This window comes from Xinfangfangia pollutisoli, assembly GCF_020179405.1.
Lineage (GTDB): Bacteria > Pseudomonadota > Alphaproteobacteria > Rhodobacterales > Rhodobacteraceae > Pseudogemmobacter > Pseudogemmobacter pollutisoli.
Genome location: NZ_JAICBZ010000027.1, coordinates 25,507 through 44,408 on the forward strand (window position 1 = coordinate 25,507; position 18,902 = coordinate 44,408).

The following is an 18,902-nucleotide window of genomic DNA, read 5'->3' on the forward strand; positions in this document are numbered from 1 at the left end:
TTGGAATGTTAAATCACGACTTCTTTGCTAGATTAATCCCATGCAAGGATGGCCCGTAAGGAGGTTTCCGATGACCCAGACGCTGATCGTTCCCGGCCTTGACGGATCGCCTGCGCCGCATTGGCAGCATTGGTGGTCGGTGACCGAAGCAGATGCCCAGATGGTGGACCTGTCCGATCCCAGCCGGCCGGTGCCGGCCGTGTGGGAATATGAATTGGCGCAGGCGATTGTGGCTGCGCCCGACAGCATCCTGGTCGGCCATTCGCTGGGCGCGGTGCTGATCGCGCGGCTCTTGACGCGCTATCCCGATCTTCCGGTGCGCGCGGCGCTGCTGGTCGCGCCCGCCGAGACGCGGGGCAGCGACCGGATCGGCCAGTTCGGCCCGATCCCCGAGCGGCTGCTGCCGGTGCCGTCCACCGTGGTCGCCAGCCGCAACGACCCCTGGATGAGCCTTGGCCGCGCCAGCCAGCTGGCCTCGGCCTGGGGCGCGCGGCTGGTCGATCTGGGCGAGGCGGGGCATATCAACCGGGCCTCGGGCTTCGGTCCCTGGCCCGAGGGCAAGGTGCTGCGCGATGCGCTGATCCTGCGCAGTGCCCGTGCGCCGTTCCTGGCCGTGCCCCAGGCGGCCTGGCGCGCGATCTAGGCCCGCCGGCCCCGGTCGCCCTGGCGCGCCCGGGGCCGGTCCAGGTGCTACCTGAGGCGCTGCCTGAGGTGCCGCGGCGACGCGACGCGGCGGCGGCAGGGCGATTTTCCGTGCAAAATATCTATAGACTTGGTAGATGAATGTCAGGCGAGTCGATGCGACCGCCACTGCGAGAAGGGGGTCCGCCTGCTGCCGGGCGGGCCTTTTGTCGGGGCGCTTCTGCCGCGCCCGCAACCCGAGGCCGATGATGAACCGCCTGTTCCGCAACCGCCGTCCTGGCCCCTCCGATTACGCGGGGCTGGCCGTTTTCGTTCTGATCTGGTTCGGCGCGCTGGCGCTGGTCTTCCTGCGCTAAGCCTGCTGTCCAGACGTTTTCACCGCCCGCCGGGCCTGCCCCCCGGGTGGGCCTGGCCGGGTGCTTCGATGCGGGCGCCGATGCAGGCGTCGATGCAGATCTCCGCCCCCTAGGCCCCTCCGGTTCCGCCCTGTCGGAAAGCGACCTCTGAGCGTCGCCGCTGATCGGCGAAATTTGCGCCCCGGGCTTATCTTCAGCCTTGCAAGGTGCCGCTGGCGACAGCGGAGAATTGGGAAGCCGGTGCAGGACCGGCGCTGCCCCCGCAACGGTGACGGGATCAGAGCATGGCACGGCCACTGGGGAGAGGGAGCCCCGGGAAGGCGCCATGATCGGGGCCGAAAGGCCCATCCCCCAGCCCGGAAACCAGCCTTCGCATCGAACGCCAAGCCGCGGGTGGTGGTGTGGGCGAGGATTCGGGCTGCCTCCCCTCGGCGCGGCCCGCCCGCGCCCCAGTGCCGTCCGCATGACCCGATCCCTCCCCGTGCCACGGCACGGATCTCAGACAGGTGCCACATGCTCAGCCCGACCGACATCGCGGCCGAACTTGCCGCCCGCAAGGCCGGCTTCTCGCTTTCCCGCCCGCTTTACTGCGACGAGGGCACATTCGCCGCCGATCTTGAGCAGATCTGGTATCGCGAATGGCTGTTTGCGCTGCCGGCCTGCCAGCTGGACAAGCCGGGCGCTTATGCGACGCTGCAGATCGGCGCCTATCCGGTGGTGGTGGTGCGCGGCACCGACAACATGATCCGCGCCTTTCACAATGTCTGCCGCCATCGCGGCCAGCGCCTGTGTTCCAAGACCACGGGCACGACGCCGAAACTGGTCTGCCCCTATCACCAATGGACCTATGACCTTGACGGCAAACTGCAATATGCCCGCGACATGGGCGAGGATTTCGACCCCGCCGCCTTCGGTCTGAAGAAGGTGCATTGCGCCGATCTGGGCGGGATGGTCTTCCTCTGCCTGGCCGAGGTGCCGCCGCCGGTGGCCGATCTGGCCAAGAACCTGATGGCCTATACCGCGCCTTCGGGCCTGAAGGATGCCAAGGTCGCCTTCTCCTCGACCATCGTCGAGAACGGCAACTGGAAGCTGGTGCTGGAAAACAACCGCGAATGCTATCATTGCGGCGGCTCGCACCCCTCGCTGTGCCGGACCTATTCCGACAATCCGCGGATGACGGCGATGGACGGGCCCGACAGCGCCAGCGCCGAGATCCTGGCGCATTGGCAGCGCTGCGAAGCCGCGGGCCTGCCGTCGCGCTTCCTGATGCATCCCAGCCATCAATGGCGGCTGGCGCGGATTCCGCTGCTGAACCACGCCGAAAGCTATACGATGTCGACCAAGGCCGCCGTGGCGAAACGCATGGGTACCATGCCCTTCAACGATGCCGGCAGCCTCTTGTTCTTCCACTACCCGAACAGCTGGAACCATTTCCTCGGCGATCACGCCATCACCTTCCGCGTGCTGCCGATCAGCCCGACGGAAACCGAAGTCACCACCAGCTGGCTGGTGCACAAGGATGCGGTCGAGGGCGTGGATTACGATCTGAAGACCCTGACCGAGGTCTGGATCGCCACCAATGACGAAGACCGCCAGGTGGTCGAGGAAAACCAGAAGGGCATCCTGTCGCCCGCCTACGAACCCGGCCCCTATTCGCCGCTGCAAGAAGAGGGCGTGATCCAGTTCGTCGACTGGTATTGCGCGCTGATGGCGGGCCGCCTGGCGCCGCGTCCTGCGCTGGCGGCGGAGTGATCCGATGGCCAGGCAAAGGATGAACTGGTCGGCCGAACCCTGGAGCGACGCCGAGCCGCTGGAATGCGCCATGGTCGTGCCGGAAACCGGCGACACCGCAACCTTCACCTTCCGGTCGCCCTCGGGCGCCTGGTTCGACTATCAGCCCGGCCAGTTCATCACCCTGGATCTGCCGGTCGATCCGAAGAAAGGCGCCAAGGGCAATATCCAGCGCACCTATACGATCTCCTCCTCGCCCTCGCGGCCCCTGTCGATCTCGATCACCGTCAAGGCGCAGTCGACCAGCCAGGGCACGCGCTGGATGCTGGACCATCTGAAGCCCGGCATGCAGATCCGCGCCTTCGGGCCCTCGGGCATCTTCTCGTTCCACCGCCATCCGGCGCAGAAATACCTGTTCATCTCGGCCGGCTCGGGCATCACGCCGATGATGTCGATGACGACCTGGGCCTGGGATTCGGGCGAAATGCCCGACATCACCTTCGTGCATGCCGCCCGCCGCCCCTCCGAGATCATCTTCCGCGAAAGGCTGGAGCAATTTGCCAATCGCGTGCCGGGGCTGAAACTGCGCTTCACGGTCGAGGAACCCGATCCGTTCCGCGCCTGGCCCGGCTATCTGGGTCGGCTGAACCAGATCATGCTGGGGCTGATGGCGCCCGATTACCTCGACCGCGAAGTCTTCTGCTGCGGCCCCGAGCCCTTCATGCAATCCGTGCGCGAGATGCTGGTGTCGATCGGCTATGACATGGAGCGTTACCACCAGGAAAGCTTCGGCGCCCCGGTCGCGACCGAAGCCGAAGCCCCGGTGATCGACGATGTCGCCCCGGTCGAGGGGGCACGGGCCGAGATCGCCTTCACCGCCTCGGGCGTCACCGCGCGCTGCGATGAAACCGACACCGTGCTGGCGGTGGCCAAGGCCTCGGGGCTGAACATCCCCTCGGGCTGCACCTTCGGCCTGTGCGGCACCTGCAAGGTCAAGAAGACCGAGGGCGAGGTGCATATGGTCCATAATGGCGGGATCAGCGACGACGACATCGCCGCGGGCTATATCCTGGCCTGTTGTTCGCGCCCGCTGGGCCGGATCGCGGTCGAGGTCTAGGCACCGGGCATCCGCCCGCGCTTTGGCCTTCCTCTCTGCGCAAATATCCTGCGGGGGTCCGGGGGTGCAAAACCCCCGGCGACCGGCCCGAAGGCGCGCCGCTCAGGCTGTCAGCCCCACCGGCACAAGGTGGTTGTCCCAGGCCACGTCGGCCCGGCTCAGCGGCTCCAGCGCCTCGGGCGTCGCCCGCCACAGGCCGCCCGCGCCATCGGTGGCGATGAACGCGGTGCCCAGCGGCGCCACGCCGCACAGATCGGCGCGGCGATGGGTGGCAAGCGGCGCGCCGGTTTCCGAGAAGATCATCACCGCGCCGCCCCGGGGCGAGGTCAGCGCGACCCGGCCGCCCGCGCAGGCGATCGAGCCGGCATAGCCCTGCAGGGTGAACATCTCGGCCTCGGCCGCGGGGCACAGCACCGGCGCCGCGCCCGGGGTCCACAGCCCCAGCAGCGGCACAGGTTCGGCCGGGTCGCCCTGCCATTGCATCGCGAAGGCCACGCCGGTTGCGGTCAGGGCCAGATGCCGGATCGAGTTCTGCCGCAGCTCTTCGGGCAGTTCGGCCAGGTCCAGCAGCGCGCCCTCGGCCGAGAACAGCGCCAGATTGGGCCGCATCGTATCGAGGTTCAGCAGGGTGCGGTCGGTCGGATCGGTCTCGATCCCGCCATTGGCCACCACGATGCGCCCGCCGGGCAGGCGGCGCAGCTCATGCGGGCCCAGACCATGGCTGTCCCATTCGCCGATCCGGGTAAAGCCCGCCGTTTCCCACAGGCCGACCCGGCCCGCCGATCCTTCGGCCACCACTTCCGAGGTCATCAGCAGGCTGCCATCTTCGGAAAAGGCGCCATGGCCGTTGAATTGCCGGCCCTCGGGCGGGGTCAGCCGATGCGCGATCTCGCCGGTGCGGCAGTCCAGCACCAGCGCGAAGACGCCCGGGCGGCGGGCGAAGGCCACGGCCAGCGGCCGGGTCGGATGCGCCGCCGCGGCATGGCCGCGCGCGGGCAGGGGCAGGGTGAACAGCGTGGCCCCGCTGCCGTCCAGCCCGTGCAGGACGAAATCATCGCCGATCTTTCCGGCGGCAAGATATTCCGGGCTGCCCGCATCGGCCCAGCTGGGCACCGGCAGGCTCAGCGCGGCCAGACCGGCCAGAAACCCACGTCGCGTTGCCATCTCAATCCCCATCCGCCGCGTTGAAGCCCAGATCCACGCCCAGATCGCGGGCCAGCTCCGACAGCGCCTTCTGCCGCGTCGCATCCACCGCCTGCTGCAGGATCTGCAGCTTCAGCCAGCCCGACGGATCGGCGATGCCCGAGAAATCCGGGTCGTCCAGCGCCTGGGCCAACTGGATCGCATGATCGAAGGCCGCCAGCGTCTGCGGCGCGTTGGGGCTGAGCGTTTCGGTCATCGCCCGCAGCGCCTGCAGCGAGACCAGAACATTGCGCAGGCTGCGCCCCGAGGCGCGGGCCTCGGCCAATTCGGGGCGCGGCTTGTCGAATGTGCCCAGCGGGCGGCCGATCCGCTGGTCCTTGATGAATTCCAGCCCGGTCGCGATCTGGGTGAACAGCGCCTGGCGCACTTCGGATTCGGTCAGGAAGGTCGCATTGCCGGGCGCGCCGGCGGTCAGCATCACATCGGCATAAGACCCGGTCCAGTCGGTCTCGATCGCCGCCGCCATGCGCGCGAGATCATCGGCCGTGGCGCGGATCAGCGGGCAGGTGTCGGCGGCAAGGGGCGTGGCGGGATAGAGAAGCCGCTCCAGGCTGAAAAAGCCCCGCGCCGCGACCGATTGCTGGGCGAAGGCCTCGGGTGCAAGCAGGGCCGGGTCGGCCCCGATCAGCGCCTTCTGCGCCTTGGCGCCCATGCCCTTGGGGTCGGGCCAGAAGGCGATCGCCAGCGCGCGGCCCTGATCCTCGGCCGGGCCCAGGCGCAGCCATTGCACCTCAAGCCAGGCATCCCAGGCGGCGTTGAAGGGTGCGGCAAGCGCGGCGGGATCGCAGGTCTCGGCCGCTTTGGCCGCCAGATCGGCGGTGGCGGCACGGAAATCGGCATAGCCGGGCAGCAGCGTCTGCCTTACCGCTTCGGGATAATCGGCCCGGGCCGGGCCGGCCCCCAGCGCAAGGGCGCCGCCGGCGGCCAGGAAACAGGCAAGAACGGCAAGGCGGATGCGGATCGTCATAGGCTCTCCAGAAAGGCGATCAGATCGGCGCGGTCCCCGGCCGGCAGCGCCATGAAAGCATCGCGCTGGGTCTGGGCCTCGCCCCCGTGCCAGAGGATCGCTTCGGTCAGGTCGCGGGCGCGGCCATCATGCAGGAACTGGCTGTGATTGGAAACCTGCCGGGTCAGCCCGATGCCCCAAAGCGGCGCCGTGCGCCATTCGCTGCCCGAGGCGCGGCCTTCGGGCCGGTCATCGGCCAGGCCGGGGCCCATGTCATGCAACAGAAGGTCGCTATAGGGCCAGATCAGCTGAAAGCTTTGCTCGGGCCGGTCCTGCAGCCGGGCGGTGACGAATTTCGGCTGATGGCAGCCCTGGCAGTTCAGCCCGTAGAACAGCTCTTTGCCACGCAGCACCGCGGGATCGTCCAGCGCCACCCGTTCTGGCACGGCAAGGTTGCGCGAATAGAAGGTCACCAGATCCAGGCTTTCGCCATCCACCTCCAGCCCGTCGCGCTTGTCGGGTTCCTGGCCCACGGCGGCCGCCCGGCAGGCGGTCTGCGCGGCGGTGCAATCGCCATAGGGATCGGGATGCAGCCAAGTCGACAGGCCCATATCGCCGGAAAACGCCCCGGCCGATTGTTCCTTGATGGTGGGCGCCCCGGCCTTCAGCCCGAAACGCCCCAGCATCGGCACGCCGAATTCAACCGAGGGCACGATCTGCGCCCGGCCCGAAATCCCGTCGCCATCGGCATCGTCGGGATCGGCCAGCGCCAGGATGTCGGCGGCGGGAATGGCCTCCAGAAGCCCCAGGCCGATCATCTGCGGCGCCACCCGCGGCGACAGCATCAGATCCGGCGCCGGCGCGCCATGGGCGGGGTCGGTGAAGGCATAGGTGGGCTTGCGCAGCGTCACCACCGTGCCATCCGGGAAGGTCACCGGCAGATCCTGATAGGCGATGTCCATCCGCCCCTCGGCCGGCTGGCCCGGCACGGCCAGATCCTGCAACTGCCCGCCATAGGTCGGGTCGGGCTGGGTCGCCAGCCACTCGGCGATCCCCTCGGGCGAGGGGCCGCCCGGCACGGACAGGCGCAGGAACATCGAGACCCGGCCGTCCTCGGGGCCTTCGGGCGGATGGCCACGGCCGTCCTTCACATGGCAATCCTGGCAGGCGCGGGCATTGTAATAGGGGCCCAGCCCGTCCGAGGCCTTGGTGGAAGACGGCGCCGCGACCCAGGTCTTGCGAAACAGCGCATTGCCCAACTTGAACATCATCTCGCCCTCGGGCGAGGTATTGGCCGAGAATTGCGAAAAGGCATCGGCCGTCGCGATCCGCCGCACCGTGGCCGCGCCGCCCGGCTTGGCCTCGAAGGGTTCGGGCTTCGAGAAATCCGCGGGCGCGGCCAGAACACCGGCGATCCGGGCCGTTTCGGCCTTGGTGCGCGGGATCATGTTCAGATGGGGATTGCCCAGGTCGGGAAGGGCGGTTTCGGCACGAAGGCCGGGGCTGGGCAGGGTGGCCGCGAGGGCAAGAAACGAGGTCAGGGAAAGCCGGCGAAGCATCGGTGGGCTCCTTTCGCCGCTTTCGATATTCTTTTTCCTGACCGTTTCAATCGGAAAAAGAAGCCTGCGGCATTTCGGCCGCAGGCAGGGGCTTGAAGCGGCTTACTGGAAGACGGCGTTCGGGTTGTCGAGGCTGTCCGAGCCTTCGAAGTCGATCTTCGACAGGCCCAGGGCCGCCACGGCGCGCTCGATCGAGGCGGTCTGGGTCACCAGCGCATTGACGCCGCCCATGATCAGCTCTTCGCCGCGTGCATCGCCCGGGGCAAGCATCTGGTCATAGGCGAAACCGCCCTCGGCCGCGGCCTTGATCGCGCCCAGGGCCGCGACCGAGGCATCGAGCTGGCCCTTCAGCTGGGTGTCCAGCGCCGCATCCTTGGCCGCCACCAGATCCGACAGCGATGGGCCCGACACGACGCTGCCATCGACGCGGGTATAGCTGCCCAGATAGACGTTCCGAATGCCAAGCCCATCATAATAATGGCTGTTATGGGTGTTGTCCGAGAAGCAGTCATGCTCTTCCTCGGGGTCGTTCAGCATCAGGCCCAGCTTCATCCGCTCGCCCGCCAATTCGCCGTAAGACAGGCTGCCCATGCCGGTCAGCATCGCCAGAAGCCCGGCCTCGGGATTGGCCAGCACGACCGCGCGGGCATCGCCGCCCTCGGCCCATTGCTTGGCCATTTCGTCCAGATCGCTGACAAGCAGATCGGTCGCGGCGACCAGATAGGCGGCGCGGCGGTCGCAATTGCCATGGGTGCAGCCGTCGCCCTGAACGTAATCGGTCCAGGGCCGGTCGCCCGCGCCCGGGCCGGTGCCGTTCAGATCCTGGCCCCACAGCAGGAATTCGATCGCATGATAGCCCGAGGCGACATTGGCCTCGATCCCGTCGGCCTCGTGCAACGTCTCGCCGATCAACGCCGGGGTGATTTCGGTCGCGTCGATTTCGGTGCCCGACAGGGTGAATTTCGGCGTGGCGATCACGTCCAGACCGGCCAGGGCGTTTTCTTCATTCTCGGCCGAGCCGGCCTCGACATAGTCGATCAGGCCTTCGTCCAGCGGCCAGGCATTCACCTTGCCTTCCCAATCATCGACGATCGGATTGCCGAAGCGGAAGGCTTCGGATTGCTGATAGGGCACGCGGGCAGCCTTCCAGGCCTCGCGCGCGGCGGCCAGGGTTTCGGCGCTGGGGGCGGCGACGAAAGCGTCGACGGCGGCTTTCAGCACCTGGGCGGTGGTCAGCGCATCGCCATAGGTGGCGGCGGCGATATCGACATAGGTCGTCACCACCTCGGCCGGTTCGGCCGCCAGCACGGGGGCGGACAGCGCGGTCGACAGCGCCAGAGCGGCGGTCAGCGAGCGGGGCAGGGTCAGGGACAGGCGGGGCATCGGCATCCTCTTCGGCCAGGGGGGCGGGCCATGGGTGCCGACCCCGCAGGGCCGGGCCGCCAGTCCCGCCGAAAACGTTCAGATCACTCCGGCTCGCCTTGTAAGGCTGGCATGGTCGATCCCTATTTCTGACAAAAACAATAAGTCGTAAAGCGAAATCCGGGCTGGGGTGCCTGACGGGGCTCGGGCGGTGCGGGCGGGGAAGGGGCGGCCACCGGAAGGGGCATTGCAACCGGCGCTTGCAAATTGCAGTGATCTTTATCTTTTCAGCTGAGTGGCGCGGATGGCCGGGTGATTCGCGGAAAGTGACGTGGCGTTATGGGTGACCTGTGGTCAGCCGTGATCAGCGCGCCGGTTTTTCCACAATTGATGCGAAATTGCGAACGACCTTTTAGTGCGGTGCCAAAGTTTCGCCCAGATTCTCTGCGCTGCCGAAACCGGCGCCGGGCCCGGTCCCAGGCGGCCCGGCTGTGGCTGGATTTGGAAACAATCCTCTGGCAAGCCGGTCAGCGTTTCGGCGCTAATCCCATAAATCAGGCCGAAACCGCCCGGAAGACTTTGCTGCGGACCGGAAACAATCCGCCCGCGACGCGACACAGCGCCAGCGGCAAATCGCCCGCAAAACCCTGCATCTGAAAACCGGGATCGCCGCAATCCCGCCGTTTTCCGCTTCACGACAAGGCAAACGAAAGGTAATCAGAAAAGGTCAGTTTAGACGTATTGGCCGTGGGGGCGGTCGTATGTTGGTGACGCGCCAGAGCAATCTGGCGTGGAACGGTGACGAAGGTGCTGCCATTCCCGGCCGATCCGGGACAAACGCCGCTTTTCTGCGGCCGGTCCGTGCTGGACCGGGCAAATCCCTCATCCCATCACCTCATCCGTCCGGCCCGTGCGGCGCACGGCGCAGGTCTATGCCCGTTGCGTGGAGGGGAGGTCCGGCTCTACCGGACCGACGAAATGGAACGCAGCCGGTTTGCGCCGGCGCCATGTACGGGGATAGGTCATGCCGGTTTTCGCGCTGTACAATTTCAACGACGCTTCGACCGTTGTCGACGATGCGCCGATCAATGGGGTGCAGAACGGCATCTACCTGAACGGTGCGACGGCCGAGAATGGCAATCTGCTGCTGGACGGGCAAAGCGCTTTCGTCAAGATCTACCCGGCCAGCCAGTTCCAGATGCCGCAGGGCACGCTGGAGATCAATTTCACCCCCACGGGCACCGATCTGACCGAACCGCAGACGGTTCTGTCGCGCGACTCGGCCGGTGAGAACCAGGGCAGCTACCAGATCCAGGTCTATCCCGACGGCTCGGTGCAGATCACCCATGAAAGCGAAGGCGCAAGCACCGTCTTCACCACCGGCCCGGGCTTCTACAGCCCCGGCGACGAGATCAACGTCACCTATTCCTGGGACGAAGGCGGCACCGGCGGGGCGCTGCAGATCGAGAATGCCGCGACCGGCGGCAGCTATGCGGCGGCCGTGCCGAACGCGCTGACCATGGACATGGCCGACCAAAGCCAGCCCTGGATGATCGGCACCGGCCAGGCCGGCAGCGATCCGGGCATGCTGAACAACCTGGACGGCTATTTCCAGGGCACGGTCGATTTCTTCTCGCTGTCGGACACGGTCGACAATCCGCCCTATACCGGGCCCGATGGCATCGTGCGCGGAACCGAGGATGGCGATCTGATCGACACCTCTTATGTCGACCCCTATGACGGCGACCGGATCGACGCGAATGACGCGCTGATCCCGGGCGACGGCCCGAATGACGACCGCGTTGTCGCGGGTGGCGGCAACGATACGGTCTATTCCGGCGCGGGCAACGATACGGTCTATGGCGGCGATGGCGATGATCTGATCGTCACCCATCCCGACACCATCCCGCTGCCCGATATCGGCTATCCGGGCCTGTACCCGGCGGATTCCGACCCGAACAACGATCTTGATCTGGTCTATGGCGGGGCGGGCAATGACACGATCCGGACCGGCGACGATGCCGACACGATCTATGGCGGCACCGGCAATGACCTGATCGACGCGGGCATCGACGCCGATCTGGTGCATGGCGACGCGGGCGACGACACGATCGTCGGCGGCGAGGGCGCGGACACGATCTATGGCGGCGACGGCGACGACCTGATCTATGGCGGGCTGAACGACGTCATCGGCGATGCGCTGGACATTCCCGATGACAACGGCGACCTGGTTCCGAACAACAATACCGACCTGCTTTATGGCGGGGCGGGCAATGACACGATCTATGGTCGCGACGATGACGACACGCTGTATGGCGGCGCCGGCAATGACCTGCTCTATGGCGGGGTCGATGACGACGAGATCCATGGCGATGCCGGCAATGACACGCTGCATGGCGATCATGGCGCCGACAGCATGTATGGCGGGGCCGATCGCGACGTGTTCGTGATCGCCAATGGCACCGACGGGATCGGCGATTTCATCGATGGCGGCGAAGAGGGCGACGATTACGACACGCTCGACCTGTCGGAAGCCGGCCCGCTGACCATCGACTATGATCAGGACAATCCCGAAAACGGCGTGGTCACGTTCTTCGATCCCGATGGCAATCCCACCGGCACGCTGAACTTCATCAACATCGAGAATGTCATTCCGCCGATCTGCTTCACCCCCGGCACGCTGATCGCGACGCCGCGGGGCGAGGTTCCGGTGGAATCGCTGCGGCCCGGCGACAAGGTGGTGACGCGCGACAACGGCATCCAGGAGATCCGCTGGACCGGCGCCAAGACCGTCTCGGGCCAGGACCTGCGCCGCCATGCGCATCTGAACCCGGTTCTGGTCAAGGCCCACAGCCTGGGCAATGGCCTGCCGGAACAGGACATGCTGCTGTCGCCGAACCACCGCGTGCTGGTCGCCAATGACCGCACCCAGCTGTATTTCGACGAACATGAGGTTCTGGTCGCCGCCAAGCATCTGGTCGGCCTGCCGGGCGTGCATGCCGTGGCCTCGATCGGGGTGACCTATATCCACTTCCTCTGCGACCGGCATGAGGTGGTTCTGTCGAATGGCGCCTGGACCGAAAGCTTCCAGCCCGGCGATTACTCGCTGAAGGGCTTGGGCAATGCGCAGCGCAACGAGATCATGGAACTGTTCCCCGAGCTGAAGACGGAAGCGGGTCTGGACGGCTATCAGGCCGCCCGGCGCACGCTGAAGCGGCACGAGGCCAAGATCCTGGCGAAGTAAGCCTTAGCAGCGCGGCCGGCCCCTTCGGGTGGGCGGGCCGCACCCCCGGGAAAGAGGCTGCAAGCGGCCTCTTTCCCGGATCTTTTCACCGGACGCAGCGGGGGTGTGCGGCCGGAATTGCAAGACCGTTCATCGGCTGGCACAGCAGGTCATGACCCCCATTTACCTTTCCCGCGCCACAAATCCCCCGCCGTTCCGCCGCATTGGCGGGCTAGACCGGCATCATTCGCTCGGCTCGCCGTCGCATTTCGACGCGGACCGGAGGTCTTGGTTTGAGGATTGGATCGGCTGCGGCCGGGTAGGGGGCTTGGCATGATGGGTGCCTGCGAACGCGCCAAGGGCGGTACGGTCCGGCAAGGGCCGGGGGCGGGGCTGCATTCCGATCCTGGCCCGATGCGGCGGGGGGCTGCGGCATGATCTCGACAGGTGGCGATGACAATGACAGCCTGACCGGCGGCGCCGAAGCCGATCTGATCAGCGGCGCCGGCGGCAATGATACGCTGTCGGGCGAGGATGGGGCCGATACGCTGTACGGCGGCGCGGGCGACGATCTGGTCTATGGCGGTGCGGGCGATGACAGTCTGGTCGCGGGCGGCCCGGGCGGCCCGGCCAATGACAGCCTGTTCGGCGGCAGCGGCAATGACACGATCAGCGTCTACAGCGATGCCGGTTTCCTGCAGGTCGATGGCGGATCCGATCCCGGCGACCGCGATGTCCTGACCCTGGTCGATGTCGGCGCGGGCGGGGTGAACCTGAACTATACCGGCGATGGCGCTGGCAGTTTCGGCTTCATGGCCGGCTCGGGCAGCGGCAATTTCACCGGGATCGAGGCAGTGGTCGCCACCGAGAACGGCGATTTCGTCAATGCCTCGGCCGCAAGCGAAGGCATCGACCTTCAGACCCTGGGCGGCAATGATTTCATCACCGGCAGCGCCGGGGCCGATCGGATCGACGCGGGCGCCGGTGTGGACGAGGTCTATGCCGGGGCGGGCAATGACACGGTCTATGGCGGCGCCGATACCGATTACCTTTATGGCGGCGACGGCGATGACAGCCTGCAGGGCGGCACCGGCAATGACTATATGCAGGGCGATGCCGGCAATGACACGGTCGAGGCCGGCGAGGGCGACGATTTCCTGCGTGGCGATGCCGGCAATGACTTTGTCTATGGCGGCGACGGCAATGATTCCGTCTATGGCGGGGCCGGCGACGATATGGTCTTCGGTGGCGCCGGAAATGATGAAATCTATGGCGGCTATGACACCGACACGGTCTATGGCGGCGATGGCGACGACACGATCACCGGATCGGGCGGCAATGACATTGTCTATGGCGATGCCGGCAACGATCTGATCCATGGCTCGAACGGCGCCGACACGATCTATGGCGGCGCCGGCGCCGATACGATGCTGGGCGAAGAGGATGCCGACACCTTCCATGCCGGTTCGGGCGATTACGTCGACGGCTATGAAAGCGTCACCACCGGCACCGACGATGACAGTCTGTATCTGGTCGATGTCGACCGCATCGACTGGGACAGCGCCAATTCCGAAAACGGCACGGTCCATTTCACCGATGGCGGCTCGCTGGTGTTCTACAATATCGAGCATGTCTATGTGGATGGCGTGCGGGTCGACCCGCCGGATGGGCCGGATACCGGCTCGGGCGGCAGCGGCACGAATGATTTCGTCATGGGCACCGACAATGACGATCTGATCGACACCGGCGGCGGCGTGGATGAGGTCTTTGCCGGGGCGGGCAATGACACGGTCTATGGCGGCGCCGATACCGATTACCTTTATGGCGGCGACGGCGATGACAGCCTGCAGGGCGGCACCGGCAACGATTACATGCAGGGCGATGCCGGCAATGACACGGTCGAGGCCGGCGAGGGTGACGATTTCCTGCGCGGCGATGCCGGCAATGACTTCGTCTATGGCGGCGATGGCAATGATTCCGTCTATGGCGGGGCCGGCAATGACATGGTCTTCGGCGGCGCCGGCAATGACGAAATCTATGGCGGCTATGACACCGACACCGTCTATGGCGGCGATGGCGACGACACGATCACCGGCTCGGGCGGCAATGACATCGTCTATGGCGGCGACGGCAATGATTTCATCCATGGCTCGGACGGCGCCGACACGCTTTATGGCGGGCCGGGCGCCGACACGATCCTGGGCGAGGAAGACGCGGATTCGATCTATGCCGGCTCGGGCGATTATGTCGACGGCTACGAATCCGTCACCACCGGCACGGATGACGACCGCCTGTATCTGACCGATGTCGACTGGATCGACTTCGACGATCTGAACCGCGAAAACGGCATCGTGCATTTCAACGATGGCGGCACGCTGAACTTCTACAACATCGAGCATGTCTATGTGGACGGCGCCCTGATCGGAGAGTCGGATGGCGTGGTCTCGGGGACGGCGGGCGATGACCTGATCGACGGTTCCTATACCGGCGATCCGGGCGGCGATCTGGTCGATGGCGGCGATGCGACCGCGCCGGGGGCGGGCGCCGATGACGATGTGATCCAGGCCGGCGCCGGCAATGACTGGGTGCTTGCCGGGGCGGGCGACGATCTGGCCTATGGCGGCACCGGCAATGACACGCTGAAGGGCCAGACCGGCGCCGACACGCTGCTGGGCGAAGAGGGCAACGATGTTCTCTGGGGCGGCGAAGACAATGACGCGCTTTATGGCGGCGATGGCGACGACCAGGCCGATGGCGGCACGGGCGACGATCTGCTTGACGGCGGCGCCGGCAATGACACGCTGACCGGCGGCGACGATCGCGACACCTTCCTGGGCGGCATCGGCGACAGCATCGATGGTGGCGAGGGCGGCGACGATCACGACACGCTGGATCTGCGCGGCTATACCGGCGGCGGGGTGCATGTCCTTTACGATGCGGCCAACCCGGAAAATGGCACGGTCGAATTCCTGGATGGCGAGGGTGCGGTCGTCGGCACGCTGACCTTCGAGAACATCGAGAATGTCGTCCTGCCCTGTTTCACCCCCGGCGCGCGCATCGCGACGGCGCGGGGCGAGATGCGGGTCGAGGCGCTGCGCGAAGGCGACCTGGTGCTGACCCGCGACCACGGCTATCAGCCGATCCGCTGGATCGGCAGCCGCAGCCTGTCTTCCGCCGAACTTGCGGCCGAGCCGCGCTTCCAGCCGGTCCGGATCGCGCGCGGCAGCCTGGGTCTGGATCTGCCCGACCGCGACCTTGTGGTCTCGCCCCAGCACCGGATGCTGATGCTGGGCAGCCGGGCGGAACTGCTGTTCGGCGAGCATGAGGTTCTGGTCGCGGCCACCCATATGGTCGGGCAGGGCGGCATCACCCGCGATACGGCGACCGAGGTGACCTATATTCACCTGCTGTTCGACCGGCACGAGATCCTGCGGGCGAATGGCTGCTGGAGCGAAAGCTACCAGCCGGGCGAACTGACGCTGAAGGGCATGGAAGACGACCAGCGCGACGAGCTTCTGGCACTGTTTCCCGAGTTGAAACTGAATCTTCTGTTCCCCGCCGCGCGGCTGAGCCTGAAGAAACACGAGGTTGCGGCGCTGCTGCGGACCTGATCCTGCCACAATCCCGCCGGATTTGTGCGGCCCGTCGCCTGGATTGAGGCGGCGGGCCGTTTCCTTTGCCGAAACAAACCCCAAAGCTGCCGTCTTGCTGCCGTCCGGTCACGGTTAATTCAAGCTTGAGTTTAACTTGAATGGTCCCCGGTCATGGCCACGATCTCTGGCAACAACAACAGCAACACGCTGAACGGCACCTCGGGCGATGACCTGATCAACGCCAATGGCGGGCAGGACACCGTCAATGCCGGGGCGGGCAATGACACGGTCTATGGCGGGACGGGCAATGACAGCCTGTCGGGCCAGGCCGGCGACGATTCCCTGTTGGGCGAGGCCGGGAATGACCGGCTGTTCGGCGGCGACGGCAATGACACGCTGGATGGCGGCGATGGCAATGACAGTCTGGATGGCGGGACCGGCAACGATCTGCTGACCGGCGGCGCCGGGAATGACACGCTGATCGGCGGCGCCGGGGTGGATACGGCCGATTACAGCTATGGCGGCGCCGGGCTGACCGCCAATCTCACCACCGGAACGGCCAGCATCGGCGGCACCGATGTCGACACGCTGTCCGGGATCGAGAACGTCACCGGCACCGCCTATGCCGACAACATCACCGGCAGCGCCGACAGCAACCTGATCGACGGTGGCGGCGGCGCGGATACGATCACCGCGGGCGCCGGCAATGACACGATCTATGGCGGCGACGGCGCGGATTCGATCAGCGCCGGCACCACCTCGACCGGCCCCGTCTCGCTGGACATGAACTGGAACCAGGCCGGCGCCGACGAGGCCGATGTCTCGGGCGGGGTCAGCCAGGATACCGGCGGCATCATCGTCCGGATGAGCTATTCCGACGACGGCGCCGGGACCGAGGCTTCGATCGAAAGCAACAGCCCGGTCTATGTCGCCCCGGGCGAGACCTTCAATCCGAATTCGAACCTGTATCTGGGTGGCACCGGCGCGGGCGATACCTCGACGACGCGGATCGACTTTTCGGCCGCCCCCGGCAGCGGCTTTGCCGGCGAGGTGACCAACGTCGCCTTCCGGCTGAACGATGTCGACATGCAGTCGAACAGCTGGCAGGACATCATCACCATCACCGCCTTCGATGCCAACGGCAATGCAGTGACGGTGACGATCACCCCCTCGGGCAATGACAGCGTCAACGGCAATGTCATCAGCGCGGGTCCAACATCGGATTCCGCGACTTCGGCGGCGGGCTCGGTCCTGGTCACCATTCCCGGGCCGGTCGCCTATTTCGTGATCGACTATAACAACGCCTATTCCAGCGGCCAGCTGATCTATGTCTCGGACATCCAGTTCCAGGCGACGCCGGTCGATGACGACCTGGTCTATGCCGGGGCGGGCAATGACACGGTCACGGCCGATGCCGGCAATGACTCGCTTTATGGCGGCACGGGCGATGACAGCCTGTCGGGCGGGGCGGGCAATGACCTGCTGCAGGGCGACGAGGGCAATGACACGCTGCAGGGCGATGCCGGGAATGACTCGCTTTACGGCGGCGATGGCGCGGATTCGCTGCTGGGCGGCCTGGGGGATGACCGTCTGGATGGCGGCGTCGGCCATGACACGCTGGACGGGGGCGACGGCGCCGACACGCTGTATGGCGGGGCGGGCGATGACAATCTGGACGGCGGCGATGGCCAGGACCGGCTGGAGGGTGGCGATGGCAATGACACGCTGTCCGGCGGCGCGGGGAATGACAGCCTGGACGGCGGCGCCGGCCATGACCGGCTTTATGGCGGCGATGGCAATGACAGTCTGTCGGGCGGCGATGGCAATGACCTTCTGTATGGCGGGGCCGGAACCGACACGATCACGGGCGGCGCGGGCAATGACCTGATCGACGGCGGCGCCGATACGGTCGCGGATTACCTGTATGGCGGCGACGATCGCGATACGATCATCGGCGGCATCGGCGACCAGGTGTTCGGCGGCAGCGGCGGCGACGATTTCGACGTGCTGGACCTGTCGGCCTGGGGCAAGGCGCTGACCAATATCTACAAGGATCCCAGCAATCCCGAGAATGGCACGGTCGAGTTCCTGGACCAGTACGGCAATGTCATTGGCACGCTGAACTTCACCGATATCGAATCGATCATCCCCTGTTTCACTCCGGGCACGCTGATCCAGACCGCCCGCGGCGAGGTGGCGGTTGAAACGCTGCGCGCGGGCGATCTGGTGGTGACCCGCGATGGCGGCTTGCGGCCGCTGAGCTGGGTCGGGCGGCGCGACCTGTCGGTGGTGGATCTGCTGGTCAATCCGGCGCTGCGCCCGGTGCGGATCGCCGCAGGCGCGCTGGGCGCGGGCTTGCCTGTGCGCGACATGCTGGTCTCGCCGCAGCATCGCATGCTGATCGAGGGGCCGCGGGCCGAACTTCTGTTCGGCGAGGCCGAGGTTCTGGTGGCCGCGCTGCATCTGATCGGCCAGCCGGGCATCACCCAGGACGGGCCCTGCGCGGTCAGCTATGTGCATGTGATGTTCGACCGGCATGAGATCGTCTGTTCCGACGGCACCTGGTCGGAAAGCTTCCAGCCCGCGCAGCGGATGCTGGGCGCGATGGATCAGGGCCCGCGGGACGAGATCCTGACCCTGTTCCCCGATCTGGCCGCGCGCGATATGGCCTTTCCCGCGGCCCGGCTGACGCTGAAGGCGCATGAGGCGCGGGTGCTGCTGGCCGCCTAGGGGCGGCTGGCGCGCCAGTCCGCCCAATCCTCGGGCGTGTCCAGATCGGTTGTCGCATGGGCGCCGGGCAGGGGCACCGGGCGCAGCCGGTCGCGATGGCGCGCAAGCAGGCTGCGCGCGCCTTCATCGCCGTTCAGCGCCAGCAATTCGGCCCGCAGATCGGCCGGGAACAGCACCGGATGGCCCGGCCGACTATCCTGCGCCGTGCCGCGCAGGATGGCCCGGCGGTCCCCCGCATGGGCGCGCGCCATCTGGCGCAGGTCTTCGGCGGTGATCTCGGGCAGGTCGGCCAGCAGCAACATGATCGCCTTGTCCAAGGGCAGGGCGGCGACGCCGGCCTTCAGGCTTTCGGCCATGCCTTCGGCGGCGCGGGCGGCGATCACATGGGGCAGGCCGGCGGCCTGGACCAGGTAGATGTACTTGTCATAAAGCAGCAGCCC

The 18,902-nt window shown here is 66.5% G+C and carries 11 protein-coding genes and 1 riboswitch; of the genes, 6 read left to right on the forward strand and 5 right to left on the reverse strand.

The window, feature by feature from the left end; all coding sequences use genetic code 11:
- Positions 1-70: 70 nt before the first annotated feature.
- The 3 genes from K1Y73_RS10200 to K1Y73_RS10210 all read left to right on the forward strand — a co-directional run bounded on the left by K1Y73_RS10200 (position 71) and on the right by K1Y73_RS10210 (position 3,846).
- A complete protein-coding gene (locus K1Y73_RS10200; protein WP_225028190.1) occupies positions 71-643 on the forward strand; it encodes an RBBP9/YdeN family alpha/beta hydrolase in 573 nt (190 codons plus the stop codon).
- A 542-nt stretch (positions 644-1,185) separates the two neighbouring features.
- Positions 1,186-1,385: riboswitch (cobalamin riboswitch) on the forward strand.
- Between the two features lie 126 nt (positions 1,386-1,511).
- Positions 1,512-2,750 (forward strand): aromatic ring-hydroxylating oxygenase subunit alpha, encoded by a 1,239-nt coding sequence (locus K1Y73_RS10205; protein WP_225028191.1) that lies wholly within the window; start codon positions 1,512-1,514, stop codon positions 2,748-2,750.
- Between the two features lie 4 nt (positions 2,751-2,754).
- On the forward strand, positions 2,755-3,846 hold the full coding sequence (locus K1Y73_RS10210) for a hybrid-cluster NAD(P)-dependent oxidoreductase (RefSeq protein ID WP_225028192.1): 1,092 nt from the start codon (positions 2,755-2,757) through the stop codon (positions 3,844-3,846).
- A 102-nt stretch (positions 3,847-3,948) separates the two neighbouring features.
- Here K1Y73_RS10210 and K1Y73_RS10215 read toward each other — a convergent pair whose 3' ends face one another.
- The 4 genes from K1Y73_RS10215 to K1Y73_RS10230 form a co-directional block, all read right to left on the reverse strand.
- Positions 3,949-5,010: a DUF1513 domain-containing protein gene (locus tag K1Y73_RS10215; RefSeq protein ID WP_225028193.1), complete on the reverse strand. Its 1,062-nt coding sequence runs from the start codon at positions 5,008-5,010 to the stop codon at positions 3,949-3,951.
- A gap of 1 nt (position 5,011) precedes the next feature.
- Complete coding sequence (locus tag K1Y73_RS10220; protein WP_225028194.1) at positions 5,012-6,016, reverse strand: imelysin family protein; 1,005 nt, start codon at positions 6,014-6,016, stop codon at positions 5,012-5,014.
- On the reverse strand, positions 6,013-7,443 hold the full coding sequence (locus K1Y73_RS10225; protein ID WP_225028201.1) for a di-heme oxidoreductase family protein: 1,431 nt from the start codon (positions 7,441-7,443) through the stop codon (positions 6,013-6,015). Before K1Y73_RS10225 ends, K1Y73_RS10220 begins: the two co-directional genes overlap by 4 nt.
- Before the next feature lie 213 nt (positions 7,444-7,656).
- A complete protein-coding gene (locus K1Y73_RS10230; protein ID WP_225028195.1) occupies positions 7,657-8,937 on the reverse strand; it encodes an imelysin family protein in 1,281 nt (426 codons plus the stop codon).
- Positions 8,938-9,940: 1,003 nt separating this feature from the next.
- Between K1Y73_RS10230 and K1Y73_RS10235 the strand changes: the two genes are divergently transcribed.
- The 3 genes from K1Y73_RS10235 to K1Y73_RS10250 all read left to right on the forward strand — a co-directional run bounded on the left by K1Y73_RS10235 (position 9,941) and on the right by K1Y73_RS10250 (position 18,462).
- The gene (locus K1Y73_RS10235) at positions 9,941-12,160 is read left to right on the forward strand and encodes a Hint domain-containing protein (RefSeq protein WP_225028196.1); all 2,220 of its coding nucleotides are present in this window, start codon (positions 9,941-9,943) and stop codon (positions 12,158-12,160) included.
- Positions 12,161-12,573: 413 nt separating this feature from the next.
- Complete coding sequence (locus K1Y73_RS10245; RefSeq protein WP_318248232.1) at positions 12,574-15,750, forward strand: Hint domain-containing protein; 3,177 nt, start codon at positions 12,574-12,576, stop codon at positions 15,748-15,750.
- A 153-nt stretch (positions 15,751-15,903) separates the two neighbouring features.
- Positions 15,904-18,462: a Hint domain-containing protein gene (locus K1Y73_RS10250; protein WP_225028197.1), complete on the forward strand. Its 2,559-nt coding sequence runs from the start codon at positions 15,904-15,906 to the stop codon at positions 18,460-18,462.
- Here the strand turns inward: K1Y73_RS10250 and K1Y73_RS10255 are convergent.
- The coding region (locus K1Y73_RS10255; RefSeq protein ID WP_225028198.1) for a nucleotidyltransferase family protein at positions 18,459-18,902 on the reverse strand (444 nt) is incomplete at its 5' end. The two genes, K1Y73_RS10250 and K1Y73_RS10255, sit on opposite strands and share 4 nt — an antisense overlap.